The 15843-nt window shown below is 75.0% G+C and carries 11 protein-coding genes; 7 read left to right on the plus strand and 4 right to left on the minus strand.

The genetic code is table 11. The features are described 5' to 3' along the window. Nucleotides 1-34: 34 nt before the first annotated feature. Complete coding sequence (locus tag ACFVU7_RS37160) at nucleotides 35-4747, minus strand: ATP-dependent helicase (protein WP_388050092.1); 4713 nt, start codon at nucleotides 4745-4747, stop codon at nucleotides 35-37. A 159-nt stretch (nucleotides 4748-4906) separates the two neighbouring features. Between ACFVU7_RS37160 and ACFVU7_RS37165 the strand changes: the two genes are divergently transcribed. The 7 genes from ACFVU7_RS37165 (at nucleotide 4907) to rny (ending at nucleotide 12482) form a co-directional block, all read left to right on the plus strand. After that, nucleotides 4907-6418 (plus strand): S8 family serine peptidase, encoded by a 1512-nt coding sequence (locus ACFVU7_RS37165; RefSeq protein WP_388050094.1) that lies wholly within the window; start codon nucleotides 4907-4909, stop codon nucleotides 6416-6418. Nucleotides 6419-6510: 92 nt separating this feature from the next. Continuing rightward, a complete protein-coding gene (locus ACFVU7_RS37170; RefSeq protein ID WP_074005700.1) occupies nucleotides 6511-7101 on the plus strand; it encodes a GNAT family N-acetyltransferase in 591 nt (196 codons plus the stop codon). Beyond that, the gene (locus ACFVU7_RS37175; RefSeq protein WP_049659179.1) at nucleotides 7098-7292 is read left to right on the plus strand and encodes a DUF3046 domain-containing protein; all 195 of its coding nucleotides are present in this window, start codon (nucleotides 7098-7100) and stop codon (nucleotides 7290-7292) included. The genes ACFVU7_RS37170 and ACFVU7_RS37175 overlap by 4 nt, the downstream gene beginning before the upstream one ends. A 37-nt stretch (nucleotides 7293-7329) precedes the next feature. After that, on the plus strand, nucleotides 7330-8556 hold the full coding sequence (locus ACFVU7_RS37180; RefSeq protein ID WP_388050098.1) for an AI-2E family transporter: 1227 nt from the start codon (nucleotides 7330-7332) through the stop codon (nucleotides 8554-8556). 195 nt (nucleotides 8557-8751) lie between these two features. Continuing rightward, complete coding sequence (gene recA / locus ACFVU7_RS37185) at nucleotides 8752-9867, plus strand: recombinase RecA (protein ID WP_388050100.1); 1116 nt, start codon at nucleotides 8752-8754, stop codon at nucleotides 9865-9867. Between the two features lie 4 nt (nucleotides 9868-9871). Continuing rightward, nucleotides 9872-10879 carry a recombination regulator RecX gene (gene recX, locus ACFVU7_RS37190; RefSeq protein WP_387973916.1) on the plus strand — a complete coding sequence of 336 codons (1008 nt, stop codon included), beginning with the start codon at nucleotides 9872-9874 and terminating at the stop codon, nucleotides 10877-10879. Between the two features lie 133 nt (nucleotides 10880-11012). Further along, nucleotides 11013-12482: a ribonuclease Y gene (rny, locus tag ACFVU7_RS37195; RefSeq protein WP_375877269.1), complete on the plus strand. Its 1470-nt coding sequence runs from the start codon at nucleotides 11013-11015 to the stop codon at nucleotides 12480-12482. Between the two features lie 21 nt (nucleotides 12483-12503). On the opposite strand, the gene ACFVU7_RS37200 is transcribed toward rny, so the two are convergent. The 3 genes from ACFVU7_RS37200 to ACFVU7_RS37210 form a co-directional block, all read right to left on the minus strand. Then, nucleotides 12504-14219, minus strand: coding sequence for an FAD-dependent monooxygenase (locus ACFVU7_RS37200; protein WP_375877268.1), 1716 nt, complete (start codon nucleotides 14217-14219; stop codon nucleotides 12504-12506). Nucleotides 14220-14341: 122 nt separating this feature from the next. Continuing rightward, nucleotides 14342-15190 carry an amino acid ABC transporter permease gene (locus ACFVU7_RS37205; RefSeq protein WP_074005696.1) on the minus strand — a complete coding sequence of 283 codons (849 nt, stop codon included), beginning with the start codon at nucleotides 15188-15190 and terminating at the stop codon, nucleotides 14342-14344. Next, entirely contained in the window at nucleotides 15187-15837 is a 651-nt protein-coding gene (locus ACFVU7_RS37210) for an amino acid ABC transporter permease (RefSeq protein WP_049655583.1), read from the minus strand. Before ACFVU7_RS37210 ends, ACFVU7_RS37205 begins: the two co-directional genes overlap by 4 nt. Nucleotides 15838-15843 lie beyond the last annotated feature (6 nt).

Genomic DNA, 15843 nt, shown 5'->3' on the forward strand with positions numbered 1-15843 from the left:
CGGTGTCTTCCGGCCCTGGTTCCGTGGCCGTGGATCAGGGGCGCAGGCGCAGGCCGCGCGGGGTGGCGTGGAAGCCCGCCTCCTCCAGCGCGCGGCCCAGGGCCGAGCCCAGGGCGGGCTCGCCGTTGGCCCGTTCGACCGTGACGCTGCCGAGCGCGCCCTCCCGGACGGCGGCCGCGAGCGCCCCGGCCGCCAGCGCCCGGGTGGCCTCGTCCTCCGGCCAGGCCAGCAGGGACTTGCCGCCGCGCTCGACGTACAGCGCCGGCTCGCCGTCCACCAGGACCACCAGGGCGCCCGCCTTGCGGCCCGGGCGGTGGGCGGTGGGCTCCTTGCCGTCGGGGGCCGCGGGCGGGTCGGGCCAGGGCAGGGCCGCGCCGTAGGCGTTGGCCGGATCGGCGGCGGCCAGCACCAGCGTCTGCGGCGGCTCGCCCGCCGGGGCGGCCGGCCACTCGGCCGCCCGGGCCCGCTCCAACCGGCCGTTCACCGAGCGCAGCCGGTCGGCCGCGCCCTCCATGGCGAACTGGGCGCCGCCCAGGCCCTCGACGAAGTAGCCCCGGCGGGCCCGGCCGCGCTCCTCCATCGCGGCGAGCACCCGGTAGACCCCGGCGAAGCCGCCGGGCACCCGTTCGGCCGCCACCGCGCCCCGGGTGAGCAGGCCGTGGCGGTCCAGCAGGTTCTGTGCCTGGGCGGTGGCCCGGACCGTCGGGTCGGCGGCGAAGGCGGGCAGCAGCGACCAGCGGCCGGCCACCGTCGGCGGGCCGCTGCGCAGGGCGCCGCCGACCCGGCCGAGGGCGCGGCCGGCCCCGCCGTAGCGGCCGCGCGGGGTGGATCGCGGCGCGCGGTGGGCGGTGGCGCCCGCCGTCCGGCCGGAGCCGAGCAGGGCGCGCAGCGGGGCGAGGGTGTCGTTGGTGACGAAACCGGCCCAGACCAGGTCCCAGAGCGCCTCGACGACCTCCGGCTCGGCGGTCTCCTCCGGGAGCTGCTGGACGAGTTGGCGGAAGAACAGGCCGTAGCCGCCGGCCAGCGCGGACAGCAGGGCGCTGTGCACCGGGGTGAGCGTGGGCGGGACGGGCTCGGGGCGCAGCAGGTGGGCGTTCTCGGCGAGGTGCAGGCTGAGCCAGCCGTCCTTGCCGGGCAGGGCGCCGGCCCCGCACCAGCCGATCTCGCCGGCCGCCATCAGCTCGTCCAGCAGGCCGGGGGAGTAGTCGGTGAGCCGGGCCGGGAGGATCAGCTTCTCCAGCGCGGAGGCGGGCAGGGCGGTGCCCTGGAGCTGCTCGACCACCCGCAGCAGGCCGTCCGGGCCGCGCAGCCGGTGGCCGGCCAGGTGCTGCCACTGCGGCAGGAAGGCGGCCAGGGCGCGCGGCGGGACCGGCTCGACCTCGTGGCGCAGGGCGGCGAGCGAGCGGCGGCGCAGCCGGCGCAGCACCTCGGCGTCGCACCACTCGGGGGCGGTGTGCCACTCGGGGTCGGTCTGGCTCCCGGCGGGCCTGAAGTGGCCCTGGACCAGGCGGCCGGCGGCGGTCAGGCGGTGCAGTGTGCCGGTGACCACGGCGGTGCCGAGGCCGTAGCGGGCGGCGGCCTCGGCGGCGGTGAACGGGCCGTGGGTGCGGGCGTGGCGGGCGATCAGATCGCCCAGCGGGTCCTTGACCGGCTCGGTGAAGGCCTCCGGGACGCCGACCGGCAGCGGGGTGCCCAGTGCGTCGCGCAGCCGTCCGGCGTCCTCGATCGCGGCCCAGCGGCGCTCGCCGGCGATCCGGACCTGGATCACCCGGCGGGCGGCCTCCAGCTCCAGGGCCCAGAGCGGCTCGGCGCCGCGGACGGTCAACTCGGCCTCGGAGAGCGGGCCGAGCAGGCGCAGGGCGTCGGCGACGCCCTCGGCGTCCTTGATCCGGCGCTCGGGGACGAGGCGTTGGAGCTCGGCCTCCAGTTCGGCGAGCACCCGCGGGTCGAGCAGCTCGCTCAGCTCGGCCTGGCCGAGGAGTTCGGACAGCAGCCGGGAGTCGAGCGAGAGGGCGGCGGCGCGGCGCTCGGCGAGCGGGGAGTCGCCCTCGTAGAGGAACTGGGCGACGTAGCCGAACAGCAGCGAGCGGGCGAAGGGCGAGGGCTCGGGGGTGGTGACCTCGACCAGGCGGACGGCGCGGGACTCCAGATCGCCCATCAGCTCGACCAGGCCGGGGACGTCGAAGACGTCCTGCAGGCACTCCCGGACGGCCTCCAGGACGATCGGGAACGAGCCGTACTCGGAGGCGACTTCGAGCAGTTGGGCGGCGCGCTGGCGCTGCTGCCAGAGCGGGGTTCGGCGGCCTGGGCTGCGGCGGGGGAGCAGCAGGGCGCGGCCGGCGCACTCCCGGAAGCGGGAGGCGAACAGGGCGGAGCCGCCGACCTGGTCGGTGACCAGCTGCTCGATCTCGCCGGGGTCGAACAGGGTGGCGTCGGCGCCGACCGGGGCCTCGTCCTGGTCCGACTGCGCCGAGGGGCTGCCGAAGTCGAAGTCGAGGCTCAGCAGGTCGGCGTCGGGCAGGCGCAGCACGATGCCGTCGTCGGCGTGCATGACCTGCGGGTCCAGGCCGTGCTGCTCGCGCAGCCGGGCGCCGAGGGCGAGCGCCCAGGGGGCGTGGACCTGGGCGCCGAAGGGGGAGTGGACGACGATCCGCCAGTCGCCGAGCTCGTCCCGGAAGCGCTCGACCACGATGGTGCGGTCGTCGGGGAGGTGGCCGCAGGCGGCGCGCTGCTCGGCCAGGTAGTCCAGCAGGTTGGCCGCCGCCCAGTCGTCCAGGCCGGCCCGCTTGAGGCGCTCGGTGGCGGCCTCGGGCGGCAGGGCGCCCAGTTCGCGGGTGAAGGCGCCGAGGGCGCGGCCGAGTTCGAGCGGGCGGCCGAGCGTGTCGCCCTTCCAGAACGGGAGCCGGCCGGGGACGCCGGGGGCGGGGGTGACCAGCACCTTGTCGTGGGTGATCTCCTCGATCCGCCAGGAGGTGGTGCCGAGGGTGAACACGTCGCCGACGCGGGACTCGTAGACCATCTCCTCGTCGAGCTCGCCCACCCGTCGCCCACCACCACCCTTCTTCTCGGGGTCCGAGCCCGCGATGAAGACGCCGAACAGGCCGCGGTCGGGGATGGTGCCGCCGGAGGTGACGGCCAGTCGCTGGGCGCCGGGGCGGCCGGTCACGGTGCCGGCCACCCGGTCCCACACCAGGCGGGGGCGCAGCTCGGCGAAGGCGTCCGAGGGGTAGCGGCCGGCCAGCATGTCGAGCACGGCGTCGAAGGCGGACTGCGGGAGGGTCGCGAAGGGCGCGGCGCGGCGGACCACGGCGAGCAGGTCGTCCACCGGCCAGGTGTCCAGGGCCGTCATCGCGACCAGCTGCTGGGCGAGCACGTCCAGCGGGTTGCGCGGGATGCGCAGCGCCTCGATCCGGCCGGCCCGCATCCGCTCGGTGACCACGGCGGACTGGACGAGGTCCCCCCGGTACTTGGGGAAGAAGACGCCGGTGGAGACGGCGCCGACCTGGTGGCCGGCCCGGCCGACCCGCTGCAGGCCGGAGGCGACCGAGGGCGGGGACTCGACCTGGACGACCAGTTCGACGGCGCCCATGTCGATGCCCAGCTCCAGGCTGGAGGTGGCGACCACGGCGGGCAGCCGGCCGGCCTTCAACTCCTCCTCGACGAGCGACCGTTGCTCCTTGGAGACGGAGCCGTGGTGGGCCCGGGCGATGACCGGGGGCGCGCCCTTGGCCGCGCCCGAGCCGCCCATCAGCTCGGCCGGGGCGTGCGCCTCGGGGGCGGCGGTGCCGGTGGCGCGCTCGTAGGCGATCTCGTTCAGCCGGTTGCACAGCCGCTCGGCCAGCCGGCGGGAGTTGGCGAAGACGATGGTCGAGCGGTGCGCCTCGACCAGGTCGACGATCCGCTCCTCGACGTGCGGCCAGATCGACGCCTGCCGCTGCGGGTCGGTGCCGGCGGCGCCGCCGGTGGCCGGGGCGGCGGGCAGGTCGTCCAGGTCGGGGACGGGGACGACCACCGAGAGGTCGAACTCCTTGGCGGTGGCGGGCTGGACCACGGCGGCGCCGCGCCGCGGGCTCAGGAAGCGGGCCACCTCCTCGACCGGGCGGACCGTCGCGGACAGGCCGATCCGGCGGGCCGGGCGGTCCAGCAGTTCGTCCAGCCGTTCCAGGCTGAGCGCGAGGTGCGCGCCGCGCTTGGTGCCGGCGACCGCGTGCACCTCGTCCAGGATCACCGTGTCCACGCCGCGCAGGGCCTCCCGGGAGGCGGAGGTGAGTAGCAGGAACAGCGACTCGGGGGTGGTGATCAGGATGTCCGGCGGATGGGTCGCGAAGCGGCGGCGGTCGGCGGCCGGGGTGTCGCCGGAGCGGATGGCGACCTGGACCTCGGGCTCGGGCAGGCCGAGTCGGACGGCGGCCTGGCGCAGGCCGGCCAGGGGGGCGCGCAGGTTCCGTTCGACGTCCACCGCGAGGGCCTTGAGCGGTGAGACGTAGAGGACCCGGCAGCGGTGCCTCGGCTCGGCGGGGGGAGGGGTGGTGCTGAGCCGGTCGAGGGCGGAGAGGAAGGCGGCCAGCGTCTTGCCGGAGCCGGTGGGGGCGACCACCAAGACGTCCGTCTCCCGCTGGATGGCCTGCCAGGCCTCGGCCTGCGCGGCGGTGGGGGCGGAGAAGGCACCGGTGAACCAGGCCCGGGTGGCCGGGGCGAAGCCGGCCAGGGGGTCGTCGGCGGGCGGGGTCGGGTGCTGGGGCGCCATGCCCCCATGGTGCCGGGTGGGACCGACAAGCGGGGGTGGGCGGGAGGTTCGGAGGAGGGGTGCAAGCCGGGGAGCAGAAACCACAATCCGCTCATATGGTGAGGAATCGGATGGGTGATCCACCCGTGACCCACCGGACCGACGAGCGGAGACCGTGCGATGGCGCAGGCGCACCCGTCGGGCGGGCCCGCCCGACGCCGTCGGGTCCGCGGGCCCGCCCGGGCGCTGCTTGCGATGCTGCTGATGGCGCTCGTGGTGGGCGGCGCCGTCCCGTCCGTGTCCGGGGCGGGGCGGGCGTACCTCAGCTACCTGGTGCTGGCCGAGGGCGAGGACGCCGCCGGCGCCGCCCGGGCCGGGGCGGAGAGCCGGGCGGCGGGCGGGCAGGTGGTCCAGGAGTACCCGCAGATCGGGGCCGTGCTGGTGTACGCGACCGGCCCGTTCGCCGACCGGGTGCGGGCCCGGCCCGGGATCGCCGCCGTCGGGGCGACCAGGACCGCGCCGGTGGTCGCGCCGCCCCGGGCGGTGACGGGGGCGGGGGACTTCACGGCGGGGGCCGGGACCGGTGGCCGGGCGGGCGGCGACCGGATGGACGGGGAGACCGTCACGGTGCCCGACCCGGGGGAGGCGGGCGCCTGGAACCTCGCCATGCTCGGCGGTGCCGCCCGCGGGGCGGCGGACGCCTCGGCGGTCTCCGGCGGTGCCGCACCGAGCGCCGACGCGCTGCACGGGGTGCTGGTCGCGGTGCTGGACTCCGGGGTCGACGACACCCACCCGGACCTGCGGGCCGCCGTCGACCCGAAGGCCTCCGCCTCCTGCGCGGACGGCCGGCCCGACGCCCGCACCGGCGCCTGGCGGCCCGACCCCGGGGTGGTCGAGAGCGGCCACGGCACGCACGTCGCCGGGATCGTCGGCGCCACCCGGGACGGCCACGGCGTCACCGGGGTGGCGCCCGGGGTGCGGATCGCCGCCGTCCGGCTGCTCGGGCCGCTCGGGCAGTACTACGCGGAGAACATCGTCTGCGGCATGCTCTGGGCCGCCGACCACGGGGCCAAGGCGGTCAACAACAGCTACTTCGCCGACCCGTGGAAGTACAACTGCCCCGGGGACGCGGACCAGGCCGCGCTGATCGCGGCCGTCGGGCGGGCCGCCGGGTACGCCCGGCGGGCGGGGGCGGTGGTGGTCGCCTCGGCGGGCAACGACGGGCAGGACCTCGGCGCCTCGCGGACCGACGAGCGGAGCCCCAACGACCGGGTCTCGGGGCCGGCGCCCCTGCGTCACCTGGGCACGGAGTGCGTACGGCTGCCCGGTGAGCTGCCCGGGGTGGTCACCGTCACGGCGGTGAACCGGAACGGGCACCCGGCGGCCTACTCCAACTACGGGCGCGGACGGGTCTCGCTGGCCGCGCCCGGCGGCGACCCGGACGGCGGGCCGCAGGGGGCGGTCGTCTCCGACTGGCCGGACGGGCGGTACGCGGCGCTGGCGGGGACCTCGATGGCGGCCGCGCACGTGACCGGGGCGGTGGCGGTGGCGGCGGCCCTGCACCCGGAGCTGGGGGCGGACGGGTTGGCCGCGCTGCTGGCCGGGGCGGCGGCGCCGGGGTGCCCCCCGGGGCTCCTGGGCTGCGGGGAACGGCAGTACTTCGGGGCGGGGCTGCTGGTGCTGCCCCGGTGACGGGGGCGCGGGCCGCGCCCCGCGCGCCCGTCGGGTGGTGGGGCGGGGAAAAGCAGGTGACGGGGCGGTGGGACGGGGGTGAGGATCGGGGCATGGGTGATTCGGGTGCGGCCGTGTTCCTGACGACCGAGCGGCTGGTGCTGCGGCGCTTCACGACGGCGGACGCGGACCGGCTCGTGGAGCTGGACGGGGACCCTGCGGTGATGCGCTTCCTCACCGGGGGGAAGCCGAGTCCGCGGGAGTGGGTCGAGGGGGAGCTGCTGCCGCGCTACCTGGAGCACTACCGGCGCTACGGCGACCTCGGCTGGTGGGCGGCCGAGGAGCGGGCGGGCGGGGCGTTCCTGGGGTGGTTCGAGTTCCGGCCGACGCGGGAGGGGGAGCGCGGGGAGGTCGAGCTCGGATACCGCTTGCGGCAGGCCGCGTGGGGGCGCGGGTACGCGACGGAGGGGGCGCGGGCGCTGGTCCGGCTCGGGTTCGCGGAGCTGGGGGTGGAGCGGGTGGTGGCGTACACCATGGCGGTGAACGCGGGCTCGCGGCGGGTGATGGAGAAGAGCGGGCTGTCGTACGTCCGCACGTTCCACGAGGACTACCCGGAGATGATCCCGGGCAGCGAGCACGGCGAGGTCGAGTACGCGCTGACGGCCGGGGAGTGGCGGGCCCGGTCCGGGATACTTGGGGCATGAGGCTGACGGAGTTCTGGCGACGGATGTACGCGCACTTCGGGGAGGGGTACGCGGAGTCGTTCGCGACCGACCATGTGATGAGCGAGCTGGGCGGGCGGACGGTGCGGCAGGCGCTGGAGGCGGGCTGGGAGGCCAAGGAGGTCTGGCGGGTGGTCTGCGACACCCAGGGCGTCTCCGGGGTGCTGCGCTGACTGCCGGCCCCCCGGGGGCATGGGACAGACTGTTCGGGTGACAAATAGCGCGGAACAGAAGAATTCGGACCGGGACGCCGAGGGCGCTCCGGCGGGTGGGGGTCTGTGGGGCGGCGGGATGCCGCGTTGGCTGCCGCGGGCGATGGTGCTGTTCCTGGTGCTGGTGGGGGCCTTCCAGTTCGCGGACTGGGCGTTCCGGCAGCTGATCGACCTGTTCGTGATGCTGCTGGTGTCGTTCTTCCTGTCGCTGGCGCTGGAGCCGGCCGTGGACCGGATGGCCGCGCGGGGGGTGCGCCGGGGGGTCGGGACCTTCCTGGTGTTCGTGGCGGTCGGGATCGCGATGGTGGGCTTCCTCGCCGCGCTCGGCACCCTGCTGGTCGACCAGGTGGCGAAGCTCGCGGGGGACCTGCCGCACCTGGTCGACAACCTGATCGACTGGATCAACCGGACCTTCCACCAGGACCTCTCGCTGGGCGAGTTGCAGAATCGATTGCTCAAGGATTCCGGCACCATCGAGACCTACGTCCAGCAGGCCGCCGACAACGCCTGGGGCGTCTCGTCCACCGTGATCGGCGGGCTTTTCAAGGCCTTCACGGTCGGGCTGTTCACCTTCTACTTCACCGCCGAGGGCCCGCGGGTGCGCCGGACGGTCTGTTCGATGCTGCCGCCCGCCAAGCAGGCCGAGGTGCTGCGGGCCTGGGAGATCGCGCTCGCCAAGACCGGCGGCTACCTGTACTCCCGGGCGCTGCTCGCGGTGGTGTCGGCCGCCGGGCACTGGGTGATGTTCGAACTGCTCGGCCTGCCGTACGCGGCGGCGCTGGCGGTCTGGGTCGGCGTCATGTCGCAGTTCGTGCCGACCCTCGGGACGTACCTGGCCGGGACGCTGCCGGTGCTGGTGGCGCTGACGGTGAAGCCGGTGGACGCGCTCTGGGTGCTGGTCTTCGTGGTGGTGTACCAGCAGATCGAGAACTACCTGCTGCAGCCGAGGATCACCGCGCGGACGGTGGACGTGCACCCGGCGGTGGCCTTCGGCTCGGTGATCGCGGGCGCGGCGCTGCTCGGCGCGGTCGGCGCGGTGATCGCGATCCCGGCGGCGGCGACGCTCCAGGGCTTCGTGGGGACGTACGTACGGCGGTACGAGGTGGCCACCGACCCGCGGATCGACCGGGGCGAGCAGCGGCGGGCCCGGCGGGAGCTGCGCCGGGAGGCGGCCCGGCGGCTGCGCCGGATGGTCGGCGGGGACGGGGCGAGGCGCGGGGAGTGACCCGGGGCGCCGCCCCCGGGGTGTTTCCGGGGGCGGCGGGGCCCGGACGTGCGACGCTTGAATCGAACAGATGTTCTTTGTACTCTCCGGCGTGGAGTTTTCCACAGGCGGAGCCCGGCCGGGCCCGTTTGTCAGTGGGACGCGCTAGCGTCGAGGACGATGAAGCGCACAGCACAGAACCCGAGGGAAAAAGCCATGGCAGGTACGGATCGCGAGAAGGCCCTTGAGACCGCGCTCGCCCAGATCGAGCGGCAGTTCGGCAAGGGCTCGGTGATGCGCCTCGGCGAGAAGGCCAACGAGCCGGTCGAGGTGATCTCCACCGGGTCCACCGCCCTGGACGTCGCCCTCGGGGTCGGCGGCATCCCGCGTGGCCGCGTGGTCGAGATCTACGGCCCCGAGTCCTCCGGCAAGACCACCCTGACCCTGCACCTGGCCGCCAACGCCCAGAAGGCCGGCGGCACGGTCGCGTTCGTCGACGCGGAGCACGCGCTCGACCCGGAGTACGCCAAGAAGCTCGGCGTGGACACCGACGCCCTGCTGGTCAGCCAGCCGGACACCGGTGAGCAGGCGCTGGAGATCACCGACATGCTGATCCGCTCCGGCGCGATCGACCTGGTGATCATCGACTCGGTCGCGGCGCTCGTGCCGCGCGCCGAGATCGAGGGCGAGATGGGCGACTCGCACGTCGGTCTGCAGGCCCGGCTGATGAGCCAGGCGCTGCGCAAGATCGCCGGTGCGCTGAACCAGTCGAACACCACCGCGATCTTCATCAACCAGCTGCGCGAGAAGATCGGCGTGATGTTCGGTTCGCCGGAGACCACGACCGGTGGCCGGGCGCTGAAGTTCTACGCCTCGGTCCGCCTCGACATCCGCCGGATCGAGACCCTGAAGGACGGCACCGAGGCGGTCGGCAACCGCACCCGCGTCAAGGTGGTCAAGAACAAGGTCGCCGCGCCGTTCAAGCAGGCCGAGTTCGACATCCTCTACGGCGTGGGCATCAGCCGCGAGGGCGGCCTGATCGACATGGGCGTGGAGCACGGCTTCATCCGCAAGTCGGGCGCCTGGTACACCTACGAGGGCGACCAGCTCGGCCAGGGCAAGGAGAACGCCCGCAACTTCCTGCGGGACAACCCGCAGCTCGCCGACGAGATCGAGCGGAAGATCAAGGGCAAGCTCGGCATCGGCCCGAAGGTGGAGGAGCCGGCCGAGGAGAGTGCCGAGGCCGCCGCCGCCGACGGCGCGGCCAAGCCGATCACCGCGACCGCCACCAAGACGGCCGCGGCGAAGAAGACGGCGGCGGCCAAGGCCTGAGCCGTTGACGCAGTACGACACGGTGGGCGGCGGCCCGGCGGGCCCGGAGGACGACGACTACGGGCCGCCGGACTGGTTCGCAGCGGTCGCGGAGGAGCCCGAGCCGGTGGCCGCGAAGCCCCGGGCCTCGCGCTCCCGGCGCGGCCGTCCGTCCACCGCGCAGTGGGCATCCGGCGCCGAGCCGGAGTTCGACCTGGCTCCGACCCGGGCGGTGCGCGGCGCGGCGCCCGGGCCGGAGCCGGCGGAAACCCCGGTCGAGGCGCTCGGCCTGGTCTCCGCCTCCGAGCTGCCCACCGGCCGCCGGCGGCGGCGCTCGGCCCTGGAGGCCGAGCAGACCGAAGCGGCCGGACCCGCTTCGACACCGACGGCCGTGGAGAGCGGCCGCGGCGGCGGCGAGGCGGCCGGTCACGGGGGTGTGGCCGCCTCGGCCTCCCGTCGCGGCGGGCGCCGGGGCCGCTCCGCCACCGGGCTGCCCGGGGAGGAGGGCTCCGGCCGTACCTCCCGGAAGCAGGCCGAGGAGTCGGCCGACCCGGAGACCCGCGCCCGGGACATCTGCCTGCGGCTGCTGACCGGCGCCGCCAAGACCCGCAAGCAGCTCGCCGACGCCCTGCGCAAGCGGGAGATCCCGGAGGAGGCCGCCGACGCGGTGCTCACCCGGCTCGAAGAGGTCGGGCTGATCGACGACGCGGCCTTCGCCGCGGCCTGGGTGGAGTCCCGGCACGCCGTCCGGGGCCTGTCCCGGCGGGCGCTGGCCCAGGAGCTGCGCACCAAGGGCGTCGCCGCCGACCTGGTCGAGCAGGCCGTCGCCCAGCTCGACCACGACGACGAGACGGACGCGGCCCGGGCGCTGGTCGAGCGCAAGCTGCGGTCCACCCGAGGGCTGGACGCCCAGGTGCGCACCCGGCGGCTGGTCGGGATGCTGGCCCGGCGCGGCTACTCCGAAGGACTGGCGTTCCGGGTGGTGCGCAGCGCGCTGGAAGAGGAGTGGAGTGAACCGTCGGGTCGGGAGTAGTGGCAGTTCTGTAGGTGTCTTGGAGTGGACCAGGTCAACTCTTGACCCTCCCGTGACCCCCACCTAGCCTCGCCTTCAGTGCCCGGGGCGCCTCCGGACGGCGGCGCGCGCGGCGACGGGGGAGTGGGCGGGAATGGGGATCTCGGCGGGCACCGGCCCGGGCGGCTCACTGGTGCCGGTCGCCGGATCGGCCGCACTCCTGCTGCTGGTGGTCGTGGCCGCCGCCGGGCTGGCGATCAGGCGGCTCCGGGCGGCCCGGCGCGGTGCGCTGGCCGAGGCCGAGCAGGCCCGCCGGTGGGCCGAGGAGCAGTCCGCCCGGCAGCGGACCGAACTGGCCCGCCGCGAGGAGGACATGGCCGAGGAGCTGCGCAGGCTGCGCCGCCGGGAGGACGAACTGGCCGAGCGCTCCGCCGAGGTGGAGCAGTCCCGGGGCGAGGCCGAGGCGCTGGTCGCCCGGCGGGCGGCGGCGTTGGAGCGGGCCGCCGGGCTCTCCGCCGAGCAGGCCCGCGCCGAACTCCTGCGGGAGGCCGAGGACTCGGCCCGGCGGGAGGCCGCGGTCACCGTCCGGGAGATCGAGCGCGAGGCCCGGGAGGAGGGCGAGCGCCGGGCCCGGGACATCGTCGCCGGGGCGGTCCAGCGGCTGGCGACGGAGCAGACCGCGGAGAGCGCCGTCACCGTCCTGCGGCTGCCGAACGAGGACATGAAGGGCCGGATCATCGGCCGCGAGGGCCGCAACATCCGCGCCTTCGAGGCGGTCACCGGCGTGAACCTGATCGTCGACGACACCCCCGAGTCGGTGCAGCTGTCCTGCTTCGACCCGGTCCGCCGGGAGACCGCCCGGCTCACCCTGGAGCAGCTGGTCGAGGACGGCCGGATCCACCCGACCCGGATCGAGAGCCTGTACGAGCGCAGCCGCGAGGAGGTCGGGCAGAGCTGCGTCCGGGCCGGCGAGGACGCCCTGCTGGAGGCCCGGGTCGACGGGGTGCACCCCGAACTCGTCCGCACCCTGGGCTCGTTGCGCTACCGGGCGTCGTACGGGCAGAACGTGCTCGGGCACCTGCTGGAGTCCGCGCACCTGGCCGGGATGATGGCCGCCGAGCTCGGGGTGGACCCGGAGCCGGTGCGGCGCGCGGCGCTGCTGCACGACATCGGCAAGGCGCTCACCCACGAGTCGGAGGGCAGCCACGCCGCGGTCGGCGCGGAGCTCGCCCGGCGGTACGGGGAGTCCGCCGAGGTGGTGCACGCGATCGCCGCCCACCACAACGAGGTCGATCCGCGCACCGTGACGGCCGTGCTGACCCAGGCCGCGGACGGCTGCTCGGGCGGCCGGCCGGGTGCGCGCAAGGAGTCGCTGGAGCTGTACGTCCGGCGGCTGGCGCGGCTGGAGGAGATCGCGCGTTCGCACGAGGGCGTGGCCGAGGTGTTCGCGATGCAGGCGGGCCGCGAGGTGCGGGTGATGGTCCGTCCGGACGCGGTGGACGACCTCGGTGCGGAGCTGATCGCCCGTGAGGTCGCCCGCCAGGTCTCCACCGAGCTGACGTACCCGGGCCAGATCCGGGTGACGGTGGTCCGCGAGAGCCGGGCCACGGCGGTGGCCGGCTGAGACCCCCGACTCGGGGAAGCCTCAGCTCGGGGAGTCCACCTGCTGGGGCGAGGGCTGCTCGGCCGGGTCGGGGGCCGGGCCGAGCGTGGCCGGGCCGCCGCGGGCGCGGTCGGCGAGGGCGAGCAGGTCCTCGGCGACGGCCCCCTGGGTGGTGCCGACCAGGTGGCCGTCCGGGCGGATCAGCAGGACGGTGTGCGGCCCGGCGCCCGGGTAGTCCTCGGTGACCAGCACCTCGGCGGGGACGGGCAGCGCGGCGGCGACCTCGGCGAGGCGGGGCATCAGGCCGGCGCCGAGCCAGTGCTCGGAGGACCAGACGGCGGTGCCGGGGGCGACCAGCAGCAGCAGGAAGGTGGTGCCGAGCCGGGCGTGCAGGTGGTCGGGGGTGCCGTCGTCGGCGAGCACCGGCAGGTCCGGGACGAGCACGCCGGGGGCGGTGGCGGGCAGCAGCTCGCTGAGCGAGGTGGTGCCGCGCGCGCCGCGCTGCACCGGGACCCGGGCCGGGACGCCGGAGGGCGCCGCCGGGTAGGCGGGCGCGCCGCCGAACCGGCCGGTGCCGAGCTGGCCGTCGGCGAGCAGCGGGGCGTGCTTGCGGAAGCCGCCGACCAGCAGCGAGCGCCGGGTCTGCTGCCAGCCGCGCAGCGGGCGCAGCAGCGGCATGGACTGGTCGACCGCGCGCAGCCGGGCGCCGACCGCCCCGCGCCGCTCGGCCTCGTAGCCGTCCAGCAGGGAGCCGCCGGGCTGCGGGCCGCCGGAGTGGAGGTGCCAGGCGAGGGCGAGCCGCCAGGCGAGGTTGTCGGCGTCGCGCAGCCCGTCCGCGAGGTTCTGCATGCCGAGCGCGCCGTGCAAGTGGGCGGCGTCGCCGGCCAGGAAGCAGCGGCCGCTGCGGAAGCGGGCGGCGAGCCGCTGCTGGGCGGTGTGGTCGGCGGCGGCCAGCAGTTCGAAGCGGGGCAGTTCGCCGCACCAGCCGGTGAGGGTGGAGGTGACCCGGGTGAGCAGGGTGTCGCCGGTGACGATGCCGGGCCAGGTGGCGTGCGGGTCGACGGTCTCGGTGGCGGCGGGGCGGCCGGGGGGCAGCCGCCAGTCGAGCCGCCAGACGCCGTCCGGCAGCGGACGGGCGGAGGCCTCGCGGTCGCCCCGCCACGGGGGCTCGCGGTGCAGCCGGGCGCCGTCGAAGGGCAGGTCGACCCGGACGGTGGCGATGGCGTTGCGGTCGACCGCCGGGCGGCCGGGGAAGCGGATCTTCAGGAGCTTGCGGACGGTGGATCTGGCGCCGTCGCAGCCGACCAGGTGGCTGCCGCGCCACCAGGTGGCGGAGCCGTCCTGGGTGCCCGTGGTGCGGAGGCTGACGCCGTCCCGGTCCTGTTCGAGTTCGACGACCCGGTTGAGCGGGACCAGCCTGATCAGCGGGGTGCCGGTCAGGGCGTCGCGCAGCCCGCGCTGGAGGCGGTGCTGGGGCAGGTGGTAGGTGGGCGAGTCGGTGAGGTCGATCCGCAGCACCTCCTGGCGGCGGCGCCAGACGGCGAAGGAGTCCCACAGCGCGGAGTCCGAGACGGCCCGCGGGTAGCCGATCCGGGTCAGGAAGGCGGCGGTGTCGGCGCCGAGGACGAGGCTGCGCGGGCCTTCCGGGCAGAGGCCGGAGCCCTCGTCCAGGACGATGGTGGGGACCTCGTGCCGGGCCAGGGCGAGGGCCAGGGCCAGACCGACCGGTCCGGCCCCGACCACGATCACCGGGTCCATGAGGGAACCTCCGGGCACGAACCGGCCGATCGGCCGGCGTCAGTTACCGCTGCCGCATATGCCGCGTGGATGCTCCCGGGAGGTGTCACGAAGAGCAATGCAACAGTTCGCCTGCGTGTCCGTCAAGCAGAAGTCGAAGTGCGCCGGTTCGCGCCGCGACGGCCGCGTGCTTCGATCCAGCGTGCGAGCGCGGTCAACAGGAGGCACATCGCGATGTAGATCGGTCCGATCACCAGCACCACGGGGATGTAGGGGAAGCCCGCGGCGTTCATCGGCTGGCTGGCGATCTTCTTGCCGATGAACAGCAGCTCCTGGTAGGTGATGATCAGACCGAGCGAGGTGTCCTTGAGGGTGACGACCAGCTGGCCGATCATCGAGGGCAGCATCGAACGGACGGCCTGCGGCACCAGGATCGACGTCATCACCTGGGTCTTGCGCATGCCGAGCCCGTACGCCGCCTCGCCCTGGCCGCGCGGGACGGCGTTGACGCCGCTGCGGATGATCTCGGCCTGGACCGCCCCGTTGTAGAGGGTGAGGCCGAGCACCAGCGCCCACATCGACTCCTTGGCGAAGAAGGCGTAGTAGAGCCCGACGATCAGGATCAGCAGCGGCATCGCCCGGAAGAACTGGGTGAAGGCCGTGCAGAACCAGCGGACCGGCTTGTGGTCGGAGAGCTGACCGGCCGCGAGCAGGGCGCCCAGGGCGAGCGAGAAGACCGCCGCCAGCCCGAAGGCCTTCAGGGTGGCCAGCAGGCCGTCCAGGATCATCTGCTGGACGAAGTTGTACTGGAACGGGTCCCACAGGTCGGGGTCGAACTGGCCGTTGTCGTTCAGCGCGGTGAAGACGTACCAGAGGAGACCGGCGATGCCGAGCACCGAGAGGACGCCGAAGGCGCGGTACCGGGTGCGGGCCTTCGGGCCGGGGGCGTCGTAGAGGACGCTGGCCGAAGCCTGGCGGTTCAGAACACTCATCGGGCCACCGCCAGTCGGGATTCCAGGAAGCGGAAGAACGTGGCGATCGTCGCGCTGATCAGCAGGTAGGCGCAGGCCACCCAGAAGAAGATGGCGAAGATCGAGAAGCCGCGCTCGGAGAAGGTCTGCTGGGCGCTGTACAGCTCGGAGACGCTGAACGCGCCGGCGATCGCCGAGTTCCTGGGCAGGGCGATGAACACGCTGCTCATCGGGCCCAGGACGGTCCGGGCGGCCTGCGGCAGGACGACCAGGGTGAGGGTCTGGCCGAAGGACATGCCCAGGCTGCGGGCGGCCTCCGCCTGGCCGAGCGGCACGGTGTTGATGCCGGAGCGGATCACCTCGCAGACGAACGAGGCGGTGTACCCGCCGAGCGCCAGCACCGCGAACACCAGGTGGCTGAAGTGCACGCCCAGCGGCGGCAGGCCGAAGGTGACGGCGAAGAACAGCAGGGTCAGCGGGGTGTTGCGGAAGAGCGTGACCCAGGCGGTGCCGAAGGCGCGCAGGACCGGCACCGGGGAGACCCGGAAGGCCGCCAGCAGGGTGCCCAGCAGCAGGGCGAGCAGAGCGCTGAGCGCGCTCACCTCGATCGTCTGTAGGAAGCCGTCGCGGAACAACGCGAAGTTGTCGTCCTCGAACAGGAACCCCATCCGGCG

This window comes from Kitasatospora sp. NPDC058046, from assembly GCF_042885595.1.
Lineage (GTDB): Bacteria > Actinomycetota > Actinomycetes > Streptomycetales > Streptomycetaceae > Kitasatospora.

Bases quoted from the DNA above. Each gene is read 5' to 3' on its own strand.
- ACFVU7_RS37160 (WP_388050092.1), bottom strand. From the start codon at position 4,747: ATGGCGCCCCAGCACCCGACCCCGCCCGCCGACGACCCCCTGGCCGGC.
- ACFVU7_RS37165 (WP_388050094.1), top strand. From the start codon at position 4,907: ATGGCGCAGGCGCACCCGTCGGGCGGGCCCGCCCGACGCCGTCGGGTC.
- ACFVU7_RS37170 (WP_074005700.1), top strand. From the start codon at position 6,511: ATGGGTGATTCGGGTGCGGCCGTGTTCCTGACGACCGAGCGGCTGGTG.
- ACFVU7_RS37175 (WP_049659179.1), top strand. From the start codon at position 7,098: ATGAGGCTGACGGAGTTCTGGCGACGGATGTACGCGCACTTCGGGGAG.
- recA (WP_388050100.1), top strand. From the start codon at position 8,752: ATGGCAGGTACGGATCGCGAGAAGGCCCTTGAGACCGCGCTCGCCCAG.
- rny (WP_375877269.1), top strand. From the start codon at position 11,013: ATGGGGATCTCGGCGGGCACCGGCCCGGGCGGCTCACTGGTGCCGGTC.
- ACFVU7_RS37200 (WP_375877268.1), bottom strand. From the start codon at position 14,219: ATGGACCCGGTGATCGTGGTCGGGGCCGGACCGGTCGGTCTGGCCCTG.
- ACFVU7_RS37205 (WP_074005696.1), bottom strand. From the start codon at position 15,190: ATGAGTGTTCTGAACCGCCAGGCTTCGGCCAGCGTCCTCTACGACGCC.
- ACFVU7_RS37210 (WP_049655583.1), bottom strand. From the start codon at position 15,837: ATGGGGTTCCTGTTCGAGGACGACAACTTCGCGTTGTTCCGCGACGGC.